At 71.1% G+C, this 15,013-nt stretch carries 13 protein-coding genes; 7 read left to right on the top strand and 6 right to left on the bottom strand.

Going from position 1 to position 15,013, the window contains the following annotated elements:
• Positions 1-193 precede the first annotated feature (193 nt).
• The 3 genes from ACGFNU_RS24705 to ACGFNU_RS24695 all read right to left on the bottom strand — a co-directional run bounded on the left by ACGFNU_RS24705 (position 194) and on the right by ACGFNU_RS24695 (position 4,033).
• Positions 194-1,603, bottom strand: a complete 1,410-nt coding sequence (locus ACGFNU_RS24705; protein WP_392597155.1) for a PTS transporter subunit EIIC — start codon at positions 1,601-1,603, stop codon at positions 194-196.
• Positions 1,604-1,639: 36 nt separating this feature from the next.
• The gene (locus ACGFNU_RS24700) at positions 1,640-2,383 is read right to left on the bottom strand and encodes a GntR family transcriptional regulator (RefSeq protein ID WP_392597153.1); all 744 of its coding nucleotides are present in this window, start codon (positions 2,381-2,383) and stop codon (positions 1,640-1,642) included.
• 267 nt (positions 2,384-2,650) lie between these two features.
• A complete protein-coding gene (locus ACGFNU_RS24695; RefSeq protein WP_392597152.1) occupies positions 2,651-4,033 on the bottom strand; it encodes a PTS transporter subunit EIIC in 1,383 nt (460 codons plus the stop codon).
• A 183-nt stretch (positions 4,034-4,216) separates the two neighbouring features.
• Here ACGFNU_RS24695 and nagA point away from each other — a divergent pair, with 183 nt between their 5' ends.
• From nagA to ptsP, 7 genes are all read left to right on the top strand, one after another.
• A complete protein-coding gene (gene nagA / locus ACGFNU_RS24690; protein WP_392597150.1) occupies positions 4,217-5,371 on the top strand; it encodes an N-acetylglucosamine-6-phosphate deacetylase in 1,155 nt (384 codons plus the stop codon).
• A gap of 8 nt (positions 5,372-5,379) precedes the next feature.
• Complete coding sequence (locus tag ACGFNU_RS24685; RefSeq protein WP_392597148.1) at positions 5,380-6,423, top strand: SIS domain-containing protein; 1,044 nt, start codon at positions 5,380-5,382, stop codon at positions 6,421-6,423.
• A gap of 84 nt (positions 6,424-6,507) precedes the next feature.
• Positions 6,508-6,741 (top strand): glucose PTS transporter subunit EIIB, encoded by a 234-nt coding sequence (locus tag ACGFNU_RS24680; protein ID WP_392597146.1) that lies wholly within the window; start codon positions 6,508-6,510, stop codon positions 6,739-6,741.
• Between the two features lie 32 nt (positions 6,742-6,773).
• Positions 6,774-7,223, top strand: coding sequence for a PTS glucose transporter subunit IIA (locus tag ACGFNU_RS24675; RefSeq protein WP_392597145.1), 450 nt, complete (start codon positions 6,774-6,776; stop codon positions 7,221-7,223).
• Positions 7,214-7,918: an HAD family hydrolase gene (locus tag ACGFNU_RS24670; protein ID WP_392597144.1), complete on the top strand. Its 705-nt coding sequence runs from the start codon at positions 7,214-7,216 to the stop codon at positions 7,916-7,918. Before ACGFNU_RS24675 ends, ACGFNU_RS24670 begins: the two co-directional genes overlap by 10 nt.
• Positions 7,919-7,922: 4 nt before the next feature.
• Positions 7,923-8,195, top strand: coding sequence for an HPr family phosphocarrier protein (locus tag ACGFNU_RS24665; RefSeq protein WP_392597142.1), 273 nt, complete (start codon positions 7,923-7,925; stop codon positions 8,193-8,195).
• Positions 8,196-8,331: 136 nt separating this feature from the next.
• Positions 8,332-10,029, top strand: a complete 1,698-nt coding sequence (gene ptsP, locus ACGFNU_RS24660) for a phosphoenolpyruvate--protein phosphotransferase (protein WP_392597140.1) — start codon at positions 8,332-8,334, stop codon at positions 10,027-10,029.
• A gap of 61 nt (positions 10,030-10,090) precedes the next feature.
• Here ptsP and ACGFNU_RS24655 read toward each other — a convergent pair whose 3' ends face one another.
• From ACGFNU_RS24655 to ACGFNU_RS24645, 3 genes are all read right to left on the bottom strand, one after another.
• Positions 10,091-10,657, bottom strand: a complete 567-nt coding sequence (locus ACGFNU_RS24655) for a Uma2 family endonuclease (protein ID WP_392597138.1) — start codon at positions 10,655-10,657, stop codon at positions 10,091-10,093.
• Positions 10,658-10,734: 77 nt separating this feature from the next.
• On the bottom strand, positions 10,735-12,387 hold the full coding sequence (locus ACGFNU_RS24650) for a glycoside hydrolase family 3 protein (protein ID WP_392597137.1): 1,653 nt from the start codon (positions 12,385-12,387) through the stop codon (positions 10,735-10,737).
• Between the two features lie 84 nt (positions 12,388-12,471).
• Positions 12,472-14,565: a transglycosylase domain-containing protein gene (locus tag ACGFNU_RS24645; protein ID WP_392597135.1), complete on the bottom strand. Its 2,094-nt coding sequence runs from the start codon at positions 14,563-14,565 to the stop codon at positions 12,472-12,474.
• Between the last annotated feature and the right edge of the window lie 448 nt (positions 14,566-15,013).

Below are 15,013 nucleotides of genomic sequence, written 5' to 3'. Positions count from 1 at the left end.
CCCCACCCCAAACACCCCCCCCCCCCCCCCCCCCCGCGCGGCGCCCGCCGGCGCGCCCCCCCCCCCCCCCCCCCGGGGGGGGGGGGGGGCGGCCCCCGCCCCCCCCCCCCCCCCCCCGCGGGGGTGAGTCCTCTCAGGGGGGGCCAGGAGGGGACTCGGATTGGGGGACCTGTGGGCTGGGGTCCCGGAGGGGTTACGTGGCCGGTGTGTCCGCCGCCTCGCTCTCGCGGCGGGACCGGGTCTTCTTCTCGCCGGCGGCGAGCTCGGGGTCGGCGGCCGGGTCGGCGGCCACCGACTCCTCGCCCTCGGGCTCGCGGCCCGGGGTGGCGAGGTTGAACTTCTTGATCATGAACGTGAAGAGCGCGTAGTAGATGACCGCGTAGATCAGGCCCATGATGATCAACGGGATCAGCTTGTGGGTGTTGTCCTTGGACCCGTTGATCACCATGTCGATCGCGCCCGCCGAGAAGCTGAAGCCCAGCTTCATGCCGAGCGCGTCGGCGACCGCCATGGAGATGCCGGTCAGGATCGCGTGGATCCCGTACAGCACGGGCGCGATGAAGACGAACGCGAACTCGATCGGCTCGGTGATGCCGGTCACGAACGCGGTCAGGGCGGCGGAGATCATGATGCCGCCGACGGCCGGGCGGCGGTGCTTCGGAGCCGCCCGCCACATCGCGATCGCGGCGGCCGGAAGACCGAACATCAGCACGGGGAAGTAGCCGGTCATGGACCAGCCGGTGTCCTGGGCGCCCGCCAGGTAGCAGAGCAGGTCGCCGCTGTAGTTCTTGCCGCCCACCGTGCAGTCGGGGATCTGGGTCCAGACCACGTTGTTGGGGATGTGGTGGAGGCCGAACGGGAGCAGCAGGCGGTTGATGACGCCGTACACGCCCGCGCCGATCGTGCTGTTCTCCGACATCCACTCACCGAACTTGGCGAGCCACTCGCCGATCACCGGCCAGACGAAGCCGAAGATCAGGCCCAGGAACAGCGCGACGACGGAGGTGATGATCGGCACGAACCGGCGGCCGCCGAAGAACGCCAGCCAGGTCGGCAGCTTGATGCGGTAGTACCGCTGGTAGAGCAGCGCCGCCGTGATGCCGATGACGATGCCGCCGAGCACCTTCGTCGGGTTGGAGGTCGCCAGGTCGAGCGCCACCTTCGGCTTGCCCGGGTTGTCCGGATCGAACAGCTGCTTGGTGATCTTCGCGAAGACCGCGCTGTCCTTGTCGAAGGTGTGGAAGAACGTCGTCATGCTGACGTAGTGGAAGACCAGGTAGCCCACCACGGCGGCCAGCGCGGTCGAGCCGTCGGACTTCTTGGCGAAGCCGACCGCCACGCCCACCGCGAACAGCAGCGGCAGCCAGTCGAAGATCGCTCCACCGGCGGAGGCGAAGATCTCGGCCACCCGGTCGGCACCGGAGAAGTTGAGCCACGCGTCGTCGTTCTCGCCGATCACGTCAGGCTGACCGAGCCGGAAGAGCAGTCCGGCCGCGGGCATGACGGCGATCGGCAGCATGAGGCTGCGGCCGATGCGCTGGAGAATCGCCAGCGTCTTGGAGCTGCCGCCGGGCACGCTGCCCACGGCGGTTGTCGAACTCATCAGGGGTTCCTCCTCGATTTACCGGGGGGCTGCGCGCTAGGAGCGCGTCGTCGGGGGGTTTCCGAGGGCCGTATGGATCTGGTAGCGGTCGGCCCGGTAGGTCGACACGCCCAGTTCCGCGCAGACGCCCCCGGCGTAGGAGCGCCGCTGGAGGAGCAGCACGGCGCTGCCTCGGGGGATGTGGAGTTGTTTGGCCTCGGTCGCGTCGGCGACCGCGGCGTCGATGGTCTGGTCGCCGGCGTCGAAGACCAGCCCGTACACGGCTTCGAGCACGCCGTAGAGGGAGCGGTCCGCGAGTCGCCGGTCGAGCAGGTCGGGGGCGAAGGAGGCGAGGATGTGTGAACGTTCCAACGCCATCGGCTCGCCGTCGGCGGTCCGGAGGCGTTCGATCACGTGGATGGCGGTACCGGCCTCGACCTCGAAGAGGCGGGCCAGCCGTGCGTCGGCCGCGACGGTGCGCCGGGCCAGGTCGATCGCCCCCGGCCGCAGGCCGCGGCTGAGCATGTCCTCGGTGAACGAGACGAGCCGGAGCGGCATCTCGATCTTGGGGCGGGCGACGAACGTGCCCTTGCCGGGCACCCGGTAGAGGCGTCCCTCGGTCACCAGCTGGTCGACGCCCTGGCGCACGGTCATCCGGGACAGCCCGTACTCGGCGCACAGTTCCCGCTCGGACGGGATCGGCGCGTCGACGGGCAGCTCCGCCGTCTCGATCAGGTCGAGCAGGATGGCGCGGAGCTGGAAGTACTTCGGTACGGGACTGTGCGGATCGATCGTTGTCACGGGAATCCTCGGGGCCGGGGAGTCCGGTCGGAGTACTGGTCACGTCAGGTCAGTACTGGTCTAGGCCGGACTAGACCACACAAAATTAACGTCTGTCAATGCACAGATGAATAACGGCCGCATTACGTCACGGTCAGCAAACCCGCAGGTCAGGCCGCTGGAAGATCAAAAAGCCGGGGCGGCGGGGCACCTTCGCGCGCCGCTGCCCCGGCCCGGTCGCGACCCCCTCCGAGCAGTGCTTTCCGAGGTCAGCTCCTAGACCAGTGGTCAATCCCCGGTGCCGCCGGACGGCTGGTCGACCAGACCGCCCATGGTGCCGTCGGCGGCCGCGGCGTCCTCGCGCTCGCGGCCCGGAGTGGGCAGGTTGAACCTCGTGATCACGAAGTAGAAGATCGCGAAGTACAGGAAGAAATACACCACGCCCAGGCCGATGATGGCCCCGAGATGTCGGGTGTTGCTCTTCGTCGCGTTCAGCAGCAGGTCGATCAGGCCGGCCGAGAACGCGAAGCCGAGCTGGGCGTCGATCGCCGCCAGCACGTACATCGAGACTCCGGTCAGTACCACGTGGATGCCGTAGAGCACCGGCGCCACGAACATGAACGAGAACTCGATCGGCTCGGTCACGCCGCAGATGAACGCCGTCAGCCCCGCCGACACCATGAGGCCGCCGACCGCGCTCCGCTTGGCCTTCGGCGCGGCCAGCCAGATCGCCATCGCCGCGCCGGGCAGGCCGAACATCAGGACCGGGAAGAATCCGGCCAGGAAGGTGCCCGCCGTCGGGTCGCCCGCCAGATAGCGGTTGATCTCACCGTGCGAGACGACCCCGTCGGGCGCCTTGTACGAGCCGAACGTGAACCACACCAGCGTGTTGAGGATGTGGTGCAGGCCGAACGGCAGCAGCAGCCGGTTGGAGATCCCGTAGACCCCGGCGCCGGCGGCCCCGAGCCCGGTGATCCAGTCGCCGAAGTCGTCGATCCAGCCGCCCAGCGTCGGCCAGAGGAACCCGAACAGCACGCCCAGCAGCAGCGCGCACGCCGCGCTGATGATCGGCACGAACCGGCGGCCGCCGAAGAACGCCAGCCAGGTCGGCAGCTTGATCCGGTAGAAGCGCTGGTAGAGCAGGGCGACCATGATGCCGACGACGATCCCGCCCAGCACCTGGGTCGGGTTCTTGGCCCCGAGGTTGATGGATTCCTTGGCCGCGCCGTCCTGCATCACCGTCTGGACGACGTTCGCCTTCAGTGTGCCGGTGTGCGCGAACATCACCTTGGAGACCCGGTCGAACACCAGGTAGGCGACGACCGCCGACAGCGCCGTCGAGCCGTCGGCCTTCCTCGCGAAGCCGATCGCGACGCCCACCGCGAAGAGGATCGCCAGGTTGTCGAGCAGGGCGCCGCCGGCGGCCGCGAAGACCTCGGCGACGCGGTTCCATTCGAGGCCGTCCTGGCCGAGCAGATCGTCCTGGCCGAGGCGGAGCAGGATGCCGGCCGCGGGCAACACCGCGATCGGGAGCATCAGGCTCCGGCCGATGCGCTGCAGTATCGCGAACGTGGCCGACCAGGCGCCGCGCGCCCCGCCGCCCGCGCCGCGCCCGGCGCCGCGTCCCTCGCCGCGCGCGCCGCCGCCGGTCGCGGCTGCCGTGGAACTCATGAGCGGATGACCTCCCCCGAGTGGGCCCGATCACATGAAGTTCGGCCCGACATCTTCGCTCTATCCGATGTGTGGAGTATGGTTCGTACTGGTCTAGTCCGGACTAGACCAGTTGCCGTACGACAGCAGAGATCGCCGTACGACAGCAGAGAGCGGCTCAAGCATCACGGAGAGTACGCACGCATGGCAGCACTTCTGATCACCGCGAACAACTTGATCACAGCCCCCGCCGACGGTGGTCCTACCCGCGTACTGTCTCCGGGATTCGTCCGCATCGAGAACGGCGTGCTCGCCGAGGTCGGTGAGGGCCGTCCGGACACGGCTCCTGACCTGGACCTTCGTGACGGCTGGCTCGCCCCCGGGCTGGTCGATCTTCAGGTCAACGGGTTCTTCGGGCACGACCTGGTCGACGCGGACGAGGACGGCTGGCACGCCGTCGTGCGCCGCCTGCCCAGGACCGGCGTGACCTCGTTCCTCCCCACGTTCATCACCGCCCCCGTCGACGTCCAGGCCAAGGCCCTGCGGCACGCCCAGGAGCTGCTGCCCCGCCTGCCCGTCCCCGGCGCCAAGGTCCTCGGCGTCCACCTCGAAGGCCCGTTCCTCTCCGCGAAGCGCAAGGGCGCGCACAACGCCGGCCTTCTCACCGACCCGGCGCCCGACGCGATCGCGACGCTGCTGGAGACCGGCCTCGTCAAGCTCGTGACGCTGGCCCCCGAACGGGACGGCGCGCTGACGGCGATCGAGACCCTGACCGCCGGCGGCGTGCTGGTCAGCGTCGGTCACAGCGACGCCACCGCCGAGCAGGCCGAACGCGCCGCCGACGCGGGCGCCCGCATGGTCACCCACATCTTCAACGCCCAGAGCGGTGTCGACCACCGCGCTCCCGGCGTCGCCGTGCAGGCGCTCATCGACCATCGCCTGCACCCCGGCCTCATCGTCGACCTCCACCACGTCGCGCCGGCCGTCTGCAAGCTGGTCTTCCAGGCCGCGCCCGGACGCGTCGTGCTCGTCACCGACGCCGCCGCCTCGGCCGGGATGCCGCCCGGCACCTACGAGCTGGGCGGCGAACCCATCGAGATGCCCGAGTCCGGCCCGCCGCTGCGCGCCGACGGCACGATCGCCGGTTCCGGCCTGCGCCTGGACGAGGCGATCGCCAACGCGGTACGCATCGGTATCGACCTCGTCACCGCCGTGGACGCCGCGACCCGCGTCCCGGCCGACCTCATCGAACGTACCGACCTCGGCCGCATCGCCCCCGGCGCCGCCGCCGATCTCGTCTGGCTCGGAGATGACCTCCGGGCGCGTACGACCTGGATCAACGGGCAGAAAGCCTTCTGAGGGGGATCATGACCACCAGCCGAATGCGGGCTGAGATCGGTGAGCAGCCCGAGGCGCTGCGCCGCACTCTCGAGGCCCTGCTGCCGCGGACGGCCGACGTCGCGCGGCTCGCGCGCGAGACGCGCCAGGTGCTGTTCATCGCGCGCGGATCGTCCGACAACGCCGCCGTCTACGGGCGGTACCTGGTCGAGTCGCACGCCGGGCGGCTCGCCACGCTGGCCGCGCCGTCCATCGCGACCACCTACCGGCGCGAGGTCGACCTGTCCGGCGTGCTCGCCGTCGCGATCAGCCAGTCCGGCAAGACCGAGGAGATCGTCGAAACCCTGGACTGGGCCGCCGGCAACGGCGCCCGGACCGTCGCGATCACCAACGGCGCCGGCTCGCCGCTCGCCGAGGCCGCCGAGGTCGCGCTGGTCACCCAGGCCGGCGACGAGCTCGCCGTGCCGGCCACCAAGACCTACACCACCCAGCTGGCCGCGCTGTCGGTGCTCGGTCTCGGGCTCGGCGCCGACGTCGAGCTGGACGACCTGCGCGGCGTGCCGGACGAGGTGCAGCGGCTCATCGCGATCACCGAGTCGGCCCCGGCGCTGCCCGAGATCGTCGAGGAGCTCGCCCAGGTGCCGGGCGCCGTCGTTTCCGGCCGAGGCATCGCCTTCGGCACCGCGCTGGAGCTGGCCCTCAAGATCAAGGAAGCGTGCTACCTGCACGCCATGGGCCTCTCGTACGCCGACCTGCTGCACGGCCCGATCGCGGTGGTGGACGACCAGACGCCCGCGCTGCTGGTCGCCGCCGAGGAGGGCCCGACCCTGTCCGGCACCATCGCGCTCGCCCGCCGGGTCAAGAGCGCCGGTGCGCGCGCGTACGGCATCGGCGGCGGCGCCGGCCTGGCCGAGGCGTCCTCGCTGGCGCTGCCCGGTCCCGCGCTGCCCGAGTGGGTCGCGCCGCTCGGCCTCATCGTGCCCGGCCAGATCCTGGTCGAGAACCTGGCCCGCCGGCTCGGCCTCGACCCCGACGTACCGCGCGGGCTCAACAAGGTCACCCAGACCGACTGACCCGGCCGAACCCCACGGCACCCCACACGGCATCGTCAGACCCCACAGCACCCCCACCGAACAGACCGAAGGCAGGAACTGACCATGGACAAGGCCGAAGCCATCATCGCGGCGCTGGGCGGCGCCGACAACATCGACGAGATCGAGCCGTGCGCCACCCGGCTGCGCACCGAGGTCAAGGACGCGGGCAAGGTCAACGAGGCCGCGCTCAAGGCCGCCGGCGCGTTCGGCGTCATGCGCAGCGGCACCGTCGTCCAGGTCGTCGTGGGCCCGGAGGCCGACACCATCGCCAGCGACATCGAGGACATCCTCGACTGACGCCCGACCACGCCTCGCAAAGGAGTGTTCCCATGACGCGAGTTCTGTCGCCCGTGAGCGGGCGCGTCGTCGGGCTTGCCGGCGTGCCGGACCCGGTGTTCGCCCAGGCCATGGTGGGCCCGGGCACCGCGGTCGATCCCGAGCGCGCGCCCGGGCAGGCGATCGCCCCGGTCACGGGCACGATCGTCAAGATGCACCCGCACGCGTTCGTGGTCGTCGACGGCGAGGGCCACGGCGTGCTGGTGCATCTCGGCATCGACACCGTCCAGCTCAAGGGCGAGGGCTTCGAGCTCCTGGCCGCCGAGGGCGACGCGGTGACGGCCGGGCAGCCGCTCGTCGGCTGGAACCCCGCCGCGATCGAGGCGGGCGGGCGCTCGCCGATCTGCGCGGTGGTGGCGCTGGACGCGAACGCCGACGCCCTGTCCGACGTGGTCGAGTCCGGTGACGTCGACACGGGGGCCGAGCTCTTCACATGGAGCTGACCGACCCCGGTTCCGCCGGGCCGGGCCGCGGCGGCCTCAAGGCCGCCGTCTTCGACCTCGACGGAACGCTGATCGACACCGAGCCGCGCAACCGCGAGATGTGGGTCCGGATGTTCACCGCGAACGGCATCGCCCACGACGAGGCGCTGATCGCCTCGTTCGCCGGGCGGCGCGGCCGGGAGGTGCTCGCCGAGTTGCTGCACCTGTTTCCCGGGCGCACGGTCGAGGACCTGTTCCACGAGGTCGTCTCGTACGAGACGGGCCCGGGCATGCCGCCGGTCAAGCCGGTGCCGGGCGCGGTCGAACTCGTCCGGGCGCTGCACGCCGCGGCCGTCCCGGTCGCGGTCGTGACCTCGGGCGTCCGGGGGTACGCGGAGGGCCTGCTCGACGGGCTCGGCATCAAGGAGCTGCTGGACGTGCTGGTCACGGCCGATGACGTGGCCAACGGGAAGCCCGACCCGGAAGGTTTCCTGGCGGCCTGCGACGCCCTCGGGGTGGCACCGCGGGACGCGCTCGGGTTCGAGGACGCTCCCGCCGGAGTGGCCGCGGTGAAGGCCGCGGGTATGACTTGCGTGGGGATCACCACCACCCAGCCCGCCGCGGCGCTGGCCGCGGCGGACCGGGTGGTGGCCGACATGACCGAAGTCGACCTCCGTGCCTGGGGACTCCCGGCGCGGGGTGAACATGAGGAGTAGTTCAGTGACGCAGCGTAACGTCAAGATCGAGTCCAGGGTCGGCCTGCACGCCCGTCCTGCCGCGATGTTCGTCCAGGCCGCGGCCAAGGCCGACGGCGAGGTCACCGTGGGCAAGCGCGGCGGCGACCCGGTCAACGCCAAGAGCATCCTGTCCGTGCTCGGCCTGGACGCCCGGCACGGCGAGGAGGTCGTCATCTCCGCCGACGGCGACGGCGCCGACGCCCTCCTCGACGAGCTCGAAGCGCTCCTCTCCGAGCCCGAGCCCGAGAAGGCCTGAGCCGGCGCACTGGCACAAACCGGCCTGAGAACGGCCTTGAGCCGGCCGCACGACAGGCCGGAGAGTCGGCCTGAGTAGGCACAACTGGACTGAGCAGGGTTCCTGACCCGAATTCGATCGCCGGAGGTCGCGCGTGATGAGTCCCAGCGTGTTGCGGGGAGCCGGGGTCAGCCCGGGCGTCGGTGCCGGGCCGGTACGCGCCGTCGCGGGCGCCGTGCCCGAGCCCGATCGAGATTCGCGCCATGCGGGGGACGCGGCGGCGGAGACCGAGCGGGCGCTCGGCGCGCTCGCCGCCGTGGCCGATGACCTGGAGGCGCGCGGCGTCCGCGCCGCCGGCGCCGGCAACAAGGAGGGTCAGGACGTGCTCGACGCCCAGGCCCTGATGGCCCGAGACCCCGGCCTCGCCGACGGCGTCAAGGCCAAGGTCGCCGAGGGCGTCGGAGGCGCCCGCGCCGTCTTCGAGGCGTTCGGCGTCTACCGGGAGATGCTGGCCGGGGCCGGCGAGTACCTGGCCGCGCGGGTGACCGACCTCGACGACATCCGGGACCGGACGGTCGCGCGCCTGCTCGACCTGCCGATGCCGGGCGTACCGGAGTCGGACGAGCCGTTCGTCCTCGTCGCCCGGGATCTGGCGCCCGCCGACACCGCCGTGCTCGACCCCCGGCTGGTGGTCGCGTTCGTCACCGAGGAGGGCGGTCCGACCAGCCACACGGCGATCATCGCCCGCACGATGGGCGTGCCCGCGGTGGTCGCCCTGCCCGGCGCCACCGGCCTCGCCGACGGAACCCACGTCCTCGTCGACGGCGCCGCGGGCACCGTCCAGGTCGATCCGACCGAGACCGAGGTGACGGCGGCCCTGGCCGCCGCGGCGGCCAGGGCGGCGGCGCTCGGCGAGTCCACCGGCCCGGGCGCCACGAAGGACGGCCACAAGGTCCCGCTGCTGGCCAACATCGGCGGCCCCAAAGACCTCGAGGCCGCGCTGGCCAACGGCGCCGAGGGCGTGGGCCTCTACCGGACCGAGTTCCTCTTCCTCGACCGTTCGACGCCGCCGGCCGACGACGAGCAGGAAGAGGCGTACCGCAAGGTTCTCGAAGCGTTCCCCTCCGGCCGCGTGGTCGTGCGCACGCTCGACGCCGGTGCCGACAAGCCCCTGGCGTTCCTGCCGCCCCCCGGCGAGGAGCCCAACCCGGCCCTCGGTGAACGCGGCCTGCGAATGATGCGCCGCCACCCCGACGTCCAGTCAGCCCAGCTCGGCGCCCTCGCCCGCGCTGCCGCGGGCCAGCCGGCCAAGCTGGAGGTCATGGCGCCGATGGTGACCGACGCGGAGGAGGCCGCCTACTTCGCCCAGGCCTGCCGCGCCGCCGGCATCGACTACCCCGGCATCATGATCGAGGTGCCCGCAGCCGCGCTGCGCGCCCGTGACCTGGCGTCCGAGGTGGAGTTCTTCAGCCTCGGCACCAACGACCTCACGCAGTACGCCTGCGCCGCCGACCGCCAGATCGGGGGCCTCTCGCACCTGCAAGACCCCTGGCAGCCCGCCGTGCTCGACCTCATAGCGATCACAGCCGATGCCGCCGCCGACGCCGGCAAGAGCTGCGGCGTCTGCGGCGAAGCCGGGGGAGACCCAGCCCTGGCCTGCGTCCTCACGGGCCTGGGTGTCACGTCCCTCTCCATGAGCGCCCCGTCGCTGCCCCTGGTACGCGCCGCCCTGGCCCGCCACACTCTGGCCGAATGCCGCCAAGCGGCCGAAGCCGCCCGCTCCGCCCGCACGGCCCAGGACGCCAGAGAAGCAGCCCGAACCCACCTCCCAGCCCTCACAGACCTAGGCCTCTGACCACCCCACCGCTGTCACCTGGCCGGCGCCGCCGCGTCAAGGACGCCGCGGGCGCTGCCGTTCACCTGCGGTCGAGCTCGCCGAAGACGGCGGAAACAGGGAAGGGCACATTGAGCTCAAGCTCGTCCTCATGGGCGGCGACGAGCTGGTAGGCCAGCCCGGACCAGTCGAGCCTGTACTCGCGGACGACCTTCACATAGAGCTTCTCGTCGAGAGTCACGACGAGATAGACCGGAATCTGCTCGCGGGCGTATTCGGCCACCTTCTGAACGGTGTCGGTGTGCTCGCTGCCAGGGGAGACGATCTCGATGACGGCGAGCGCGTCCCGGCTGGTGAGCTTGCTTCCGCGCTCCAGACAGCGGTGCACCGTGACGTCCGGCCGGCGGAATGAGAGCCAGTTCCCTTCGACGTCGCGACGCCGCTGGCGGAAGTGCATGTCCACATCGGTGCTCACCTCGACACACCGGTCGACGGGGCGCGAGCGTTCGATGATGTCGGCCAGCCGGCGCGCCACCCGCGAATGCTCGGGTGATCCCGAGTGTAAGAAGACCACGTGATTGTCGATGACCTCGATCGACCTGCGTACGTGGTCGGGAAGTTTCTCGTACTGATCCTCTGTGAGCAGCAAGGACTGAGGATCTGTGGCCCAGCTCGGCAAGGACATGGGTGGCACCTCCCTTCTCCACGCCAAGTTATCGGTTGGGCTCAGTAGGTGAGGCCTGTGCCTGGGGGTTTGCCGGCGGCTGGGACCGGGAGTTTGCCGGTGGGCTTGATCTTGCCTGCGAGTGCCTTGGCGAGGGCCGTGAGGGCGGGTGTGCCGGAGGAGTAGGTGGCCAGGGCCGCCTTGGCCCCGCCGGCCTTGTCGAGGTCGTAGGGGCGGCCGAGGGCGGCGACGATCACCGGTTGGGACGTGAGCGTGCGGACTCTGGTGGCGGTGGTGCTCGCGCCCGCGTTGAGCGTGGTGAGGACGGTGGCGTCGGCGGCGCCGGCCGAGCCGACGGTGCGGACGCCTTCGCGGCGCAGGGCGGCGGCGAGCACGTCGCTGCGGGGGCCGGAGACGTAGACGCGCCCCTGCTTGAGCGGCAGGACGCCCTCGTTGCGGACGAGCGTGACGGCGTGCTCGGCGACCTGCCGGACCGTGGCGCGGTTGTCTTTGGAGCCGATGATCCGGCTCGCGCGGGCGGGGTCGACGCGGGTGCCGCGGAACAGGCCGCGCTGCTCCTTGAGCCGCAGGATGCGCGACACCGCGTCGTCCAGGCGCTGCTTGGAGATCTTGCCGCTCTGGACGGCCTTCAACACCGCGTCGTAGGCACGCGGCAGGCTCGGCGGCATGAGGAGCTGGTCGGCACCGGCGTTGATCGCCCGCACGGGGGTCGCCGAGTCGCCGTACTTCTTGCGCGCGCCCTCCATCTGCAGGGAGTCGGTGACGATGACGCCCTTGAAGCCGAGGGTGTCGCGGAGTAGGCCGGTCAGCACCTTGCGCGACAACGTGGACGGGTCGCCGGAGCCGTCGAGCTTCGGCACCACGATGTGCGCGGACATGATGGCGTCGACGTCGCTCGCGATCGCGGCCTTGAACGGGGGCGCGTCCAGCCTCTCCCACTCCGCGCGCGAGTGGTTGATCACCGGCAGGCCGGTGTGGCTGTCGGTGTCGGTGTCGCCGTGCCCCGGGAAGTGCTTGGCGGTGGCCGCGACGCCCGCTGCCTGGTAGCCCTCGATGGCGGCTTGCAGCATCCGCGACACCAGCGCCGGATCCGAGCCGAACGACCGGACGCCGATCACCGGATTGGCCGGGTTGACGTTGACGTCGGCCACCGGCGCGTAGTTCTGGTTGATGCCGACCGCGCGCAGCTCGGTTCCGGTGACCCGGGCGGCCGCGCGGGCGTCTTCGGGCCGGCGGGTGGCGCCGAGCGCCATGTTGCCGGGGAACGAGGTGATGAACGGGGTACGCGAGACGATGCCCTGCTCCTCGTCCACGCCCAGCAGCAGCGGGACCTTGGACGATCGCTGCAGCGCGTTGGACTGCGCCGCCGTCTGCGCCGGGGTGCGCATGTTGCCGGGGAAGTAGATGAGCCCGCCGACCTTGTACCGCTTGATCATCGACTGTGCCGCGCCCTGGCCGGCGAACGTCGGCACGAAGAGCTGCCCGACCTTCTCGGCCGGGCTCATGCCGGCGACGAAGGCGGGGATCCAGGAGGCCTTCGGGCTGGCGGGCGCCGGGGCGCCGGACGTGCCGCCCGTCCGCCGCCCGCCGTCCGGCGAGCCCGGCTTGGCGGGGTCGCCGCCGCACCCCGCGGCGAGCGGCACGGCGATGGCCGCCGCGGCCATCGCGAACGCGGATGAACGTGGAGCACGCACCGGACCAGGCTCCCCGACGTGGTCACTGTTACGGTCTTGTGATCTGACCCAGCGACGGTAGCCGGTCCCGGGCGAGCTGTCGACTCACGGTGTCGGCGTGCTGCCGGCTCGCGGCCGCGGGCTGCCGACCCGTGGCTCGGGCACACCGCCGAGCCGTGCTTTCAGGCAGGCCGGCGTCTTGCGGTTGGCGGGCAGGTCGCAGAACTGCTTGAGCCTGGCGTCGGCAGGCGGCGCCGTCGGCGCGGCCGAGGATCCGGGGGGCTCGGTGGTCTTGCCCGTCCAGTCCATGGCCTGGCCGGTGAAGAGGGGCTCGGTGAACGGCTCGTACGTCATCTTCCGGGCCACCTTGCTCATGAACGAGCGCCAGACGTTCGCGGGGGTCGTCTCCCCGGAGACCGTGCCGCGCTGCCCGGCCAGTCCTTTCAGCGGCTTGCCCGAGGTGTCGGTCATCATGACGGCGGTCGACAGTTGCGGGACGTAGCCGACGAACCACGCCGCACGGTTCTTGTCCGTGGTGCCCGTCTTTCCCGCGACCTCGAACTGGGGCATGGCCGCGCGGCGGCCGGTCCCCGTCCGGACGGTCTCCCGGAGCGCGTAGGTCACCTGGGCGGCCTGCTCGGTGGTGAGCACGCGACTTTCCTGCCGTCGCCATGGCAGCGGGACCTCCCGGCCCCAGGCATCGACGATCTTCGTGATGAGGTGCGGCTTGACCACCCGGCCGCCGTTGGCGAACGCCGCGTACCCCGCGGCCTGGTCCGCCGCCGGGATGGTGGCGGTGCCCAGCGCGACCCCGGCCTGGCCCTTGAACGGGGCGAGGGCGGAGCGCTGGACCCCGAAGTCCTCGGCCGTCTGGATGACGTTGGCCACCCCCGTCTCGAAGGCCAGCTTGACGTAGCCGGTGTTCACCGAGAGCGCGGTCGCCTTCACCAGGTCGACGTCGCCGAGCGAGCCGATCTTCTCGTCGTTCGACACGAGGTAGCCCGGCGCGGTCATCGGGGTCAGCTGGCCGTCCGGCGCGAACTTCAGCGGGGACTTGCCGCTCACGATCGACCGGACGTTGTAGCCGCGCTTGAGCGCCGCCGCCAGCACGTAGGGCTTGAACGTGGAGCCGGCCTGCGCCACGGGGTTGAAGACGCTGTCGTACTGGCTGCGCTTCAGATCGCCGCCGTAGAACGCCTTCACGGCGCCGTCCTGCGGATCCACCGCGATCAGCCCGGCACGGACGTTCCGGGGCCACCGCGGTTCCTTGGCCTCCTTCATCGCCTGCTCCGCGTAGCGCATCCAGGTCTGGTCGAGGCCCGTGTAAATCTTCAGCTTCCCGTTCACGACGCTCTCCATGGGGATGTTGAGCTGCCGCAGCTCCTCCTGGATGCGTTGCCGGACGAGCACCGTCTGCCCCGAGACGCCCACGCCGCGCCACTCGTCCCTGGTCTGCGGGAACCGTTCCCGGTCGGCCTGGGCCCGGCTCAGCTTGCCCAGCGTGACCAGGCCGTCGATCACGTACCGCCACCTGGCCCGCAGGGCGCGGGCCGGCGCGTCGTCGCCCTGGGTGTGGAAGTACACGGGACGCTGGATCATGGCGGCGAGCAGCGCCCCCTCGGCCACCGTCAGCTCCCAGACGTCCTTGTCGAAGTACGCCCGCGCCGCGGCCTGGATCCCGGAGGTCTGGCGGCCGAAGAAGACGGTGTTGAGGTAGAGCGTCAGGATCTCCTTCTTGCTCCGGTGCTCGTCCAGTTTGAGCGAGACGAAGATCTCCTTGAACTTGCGGTCGAAGCTCCGTTCCTGGCTGAGCCCCTTGTAGTAGTTGCGGGCCAGTTGCTGGGTGATCGTGGATCCGCCCTGGGTCTCGCCCCCGGACGCGCCCTTGACCAGGGCCCGGGCCATTCCCATCGGCGAGATGCCGTGGCCTTCGTAGAAGCCGCGGTCCTCGGCCGCGATGACCGCCCAGCGCACGTGCTCCGGGATCTGGTCGAAACGGACCACTTCCCGGTTGGCCCCCAGCCGGAACGCGGGGGTGCGGCCGTCGGCGTAGTAGACCGCCGAGCCCTCGTCCGTCACCCCGTCCTGCGGCTCGGTCGGCAGCGGCGTCCGCACGTACGTGACGACGAACGTCACGGTCGCCAGGAGGCAGAACACGAGGAACGTGGAGAGAAGGCCGCGCTTCCCCCGGAACATCATCGGCCGTTTGTTCCAGAACGCGGCCGGACCGCGCAGGACGCGGCGCAGGCCCCGGCGAAGCCGCCGGGGCTTCAGACGGTGGCGGGAAGCCGTCAGGGGGTCGCGTGCGGACGTCAGAGGATCGCGGGAAGGCGTCAGGAGATCGCGGGAGGGCGCCTGCCGATCACTAGGGGACGTCAGGCGGTGGCGGGACGGCGTTCGGCGACGCATGCAGCCTCATTCGACGTGGGTGTACGGAATTGGCCGTCACCGGGGTGCCTGGGTGCGTCGAGGATCCTCACGGCATGGCGGAGGACACGCTGGGACCCACCGCGAAACGGGTCGCGGAAGAGGGCGGGCCTGGTGACGCTGCGGAGTAACGCAGCCAAAATCGGTACATGCCACGTTTGTGGCCAGTGGTACCACCGGGGCCGGATCCGCGAAGGCGCATCCGCCCGGTGGAGATCGC

This window comes from Spirillospora sp. NPDC048911, from assembly GCF_043198015.1.
Classification (GTDB): domain Bacteria; phylum Actinomycetota; class Actinomycetes; order Streptosporangiales; family Streptosporangiaceae; genus Spirillospora.
The sequence above is the reverse complement of the archived record's forward strand: the minus strand, read 5'-3'. Positions and strand labels throughout refer to the sequence as shown.

Coding starts and splice junctions, on each gene's coding strand:
- ACGFNU_RS24705 (WP_392597155.1), bottom strand. CDS start 1,603: ATGAGTTCGACAACCGCCGTGGGCAGCGTGCCCGGCGGCAGCTCCAAG.
- ACGFNU_RS24695 (WP_392597152.1), bottom strand. CDS start 4,033: ATGAGTTCCACGGCAGCCGCGACCGGCGGCGGCGCGCGCGGCGAGGGA.
- nagA (WP_392597150.1), top strand. CDS start 4,217: ATGGCAGCACTTCTGATCACCGCGAACAACTTGATCACAGCCCCCGCC.
- ACGFNU_RS24685 (WP_392597148.1), top strand. CDS start 5,380: ATGACCACCAGCCGAATGCGGGCTGAGATCGGTGAGCAGCCCGAGGCG.
- ACGFNU_RS24680 (WP_392597146.1), top strand. CDS start 6,508: ATGGACAAGGCCGAAGCCATCATCGCGGCGCTGGGCGGCGCCGACAAC.
- ACGFNU_RS24675 (WP_392597145.1), top strand. CDS start 6,774: ATGACGCGAGTTCTGTCGCCCGTGAGCGGGCGCGTCGTCGGGCTTGCC.
- ACGFNU_RS24670 (WP_392597144.1), top strand. CDS start 7,214: ATGGAGCTGACCGACCCCGGTTCCGCCGGGCCGGGCCGCGGCGGCCTC.
- ptsP (WP_392597140.1), top strand. CDS start 8,332: ATGAGTCCCAGCGTGTTGCGGGGAGCCGGGGTCAGCCCGGGCGTCGGT.
- ACGFNU_RS24645 (WP_392597135.1), bottom strand. CDS start 14,565: ATGATGTTCCGGGGGAAGCGCGGCCTTCTCTCCACGTTCCTCGTGTTC.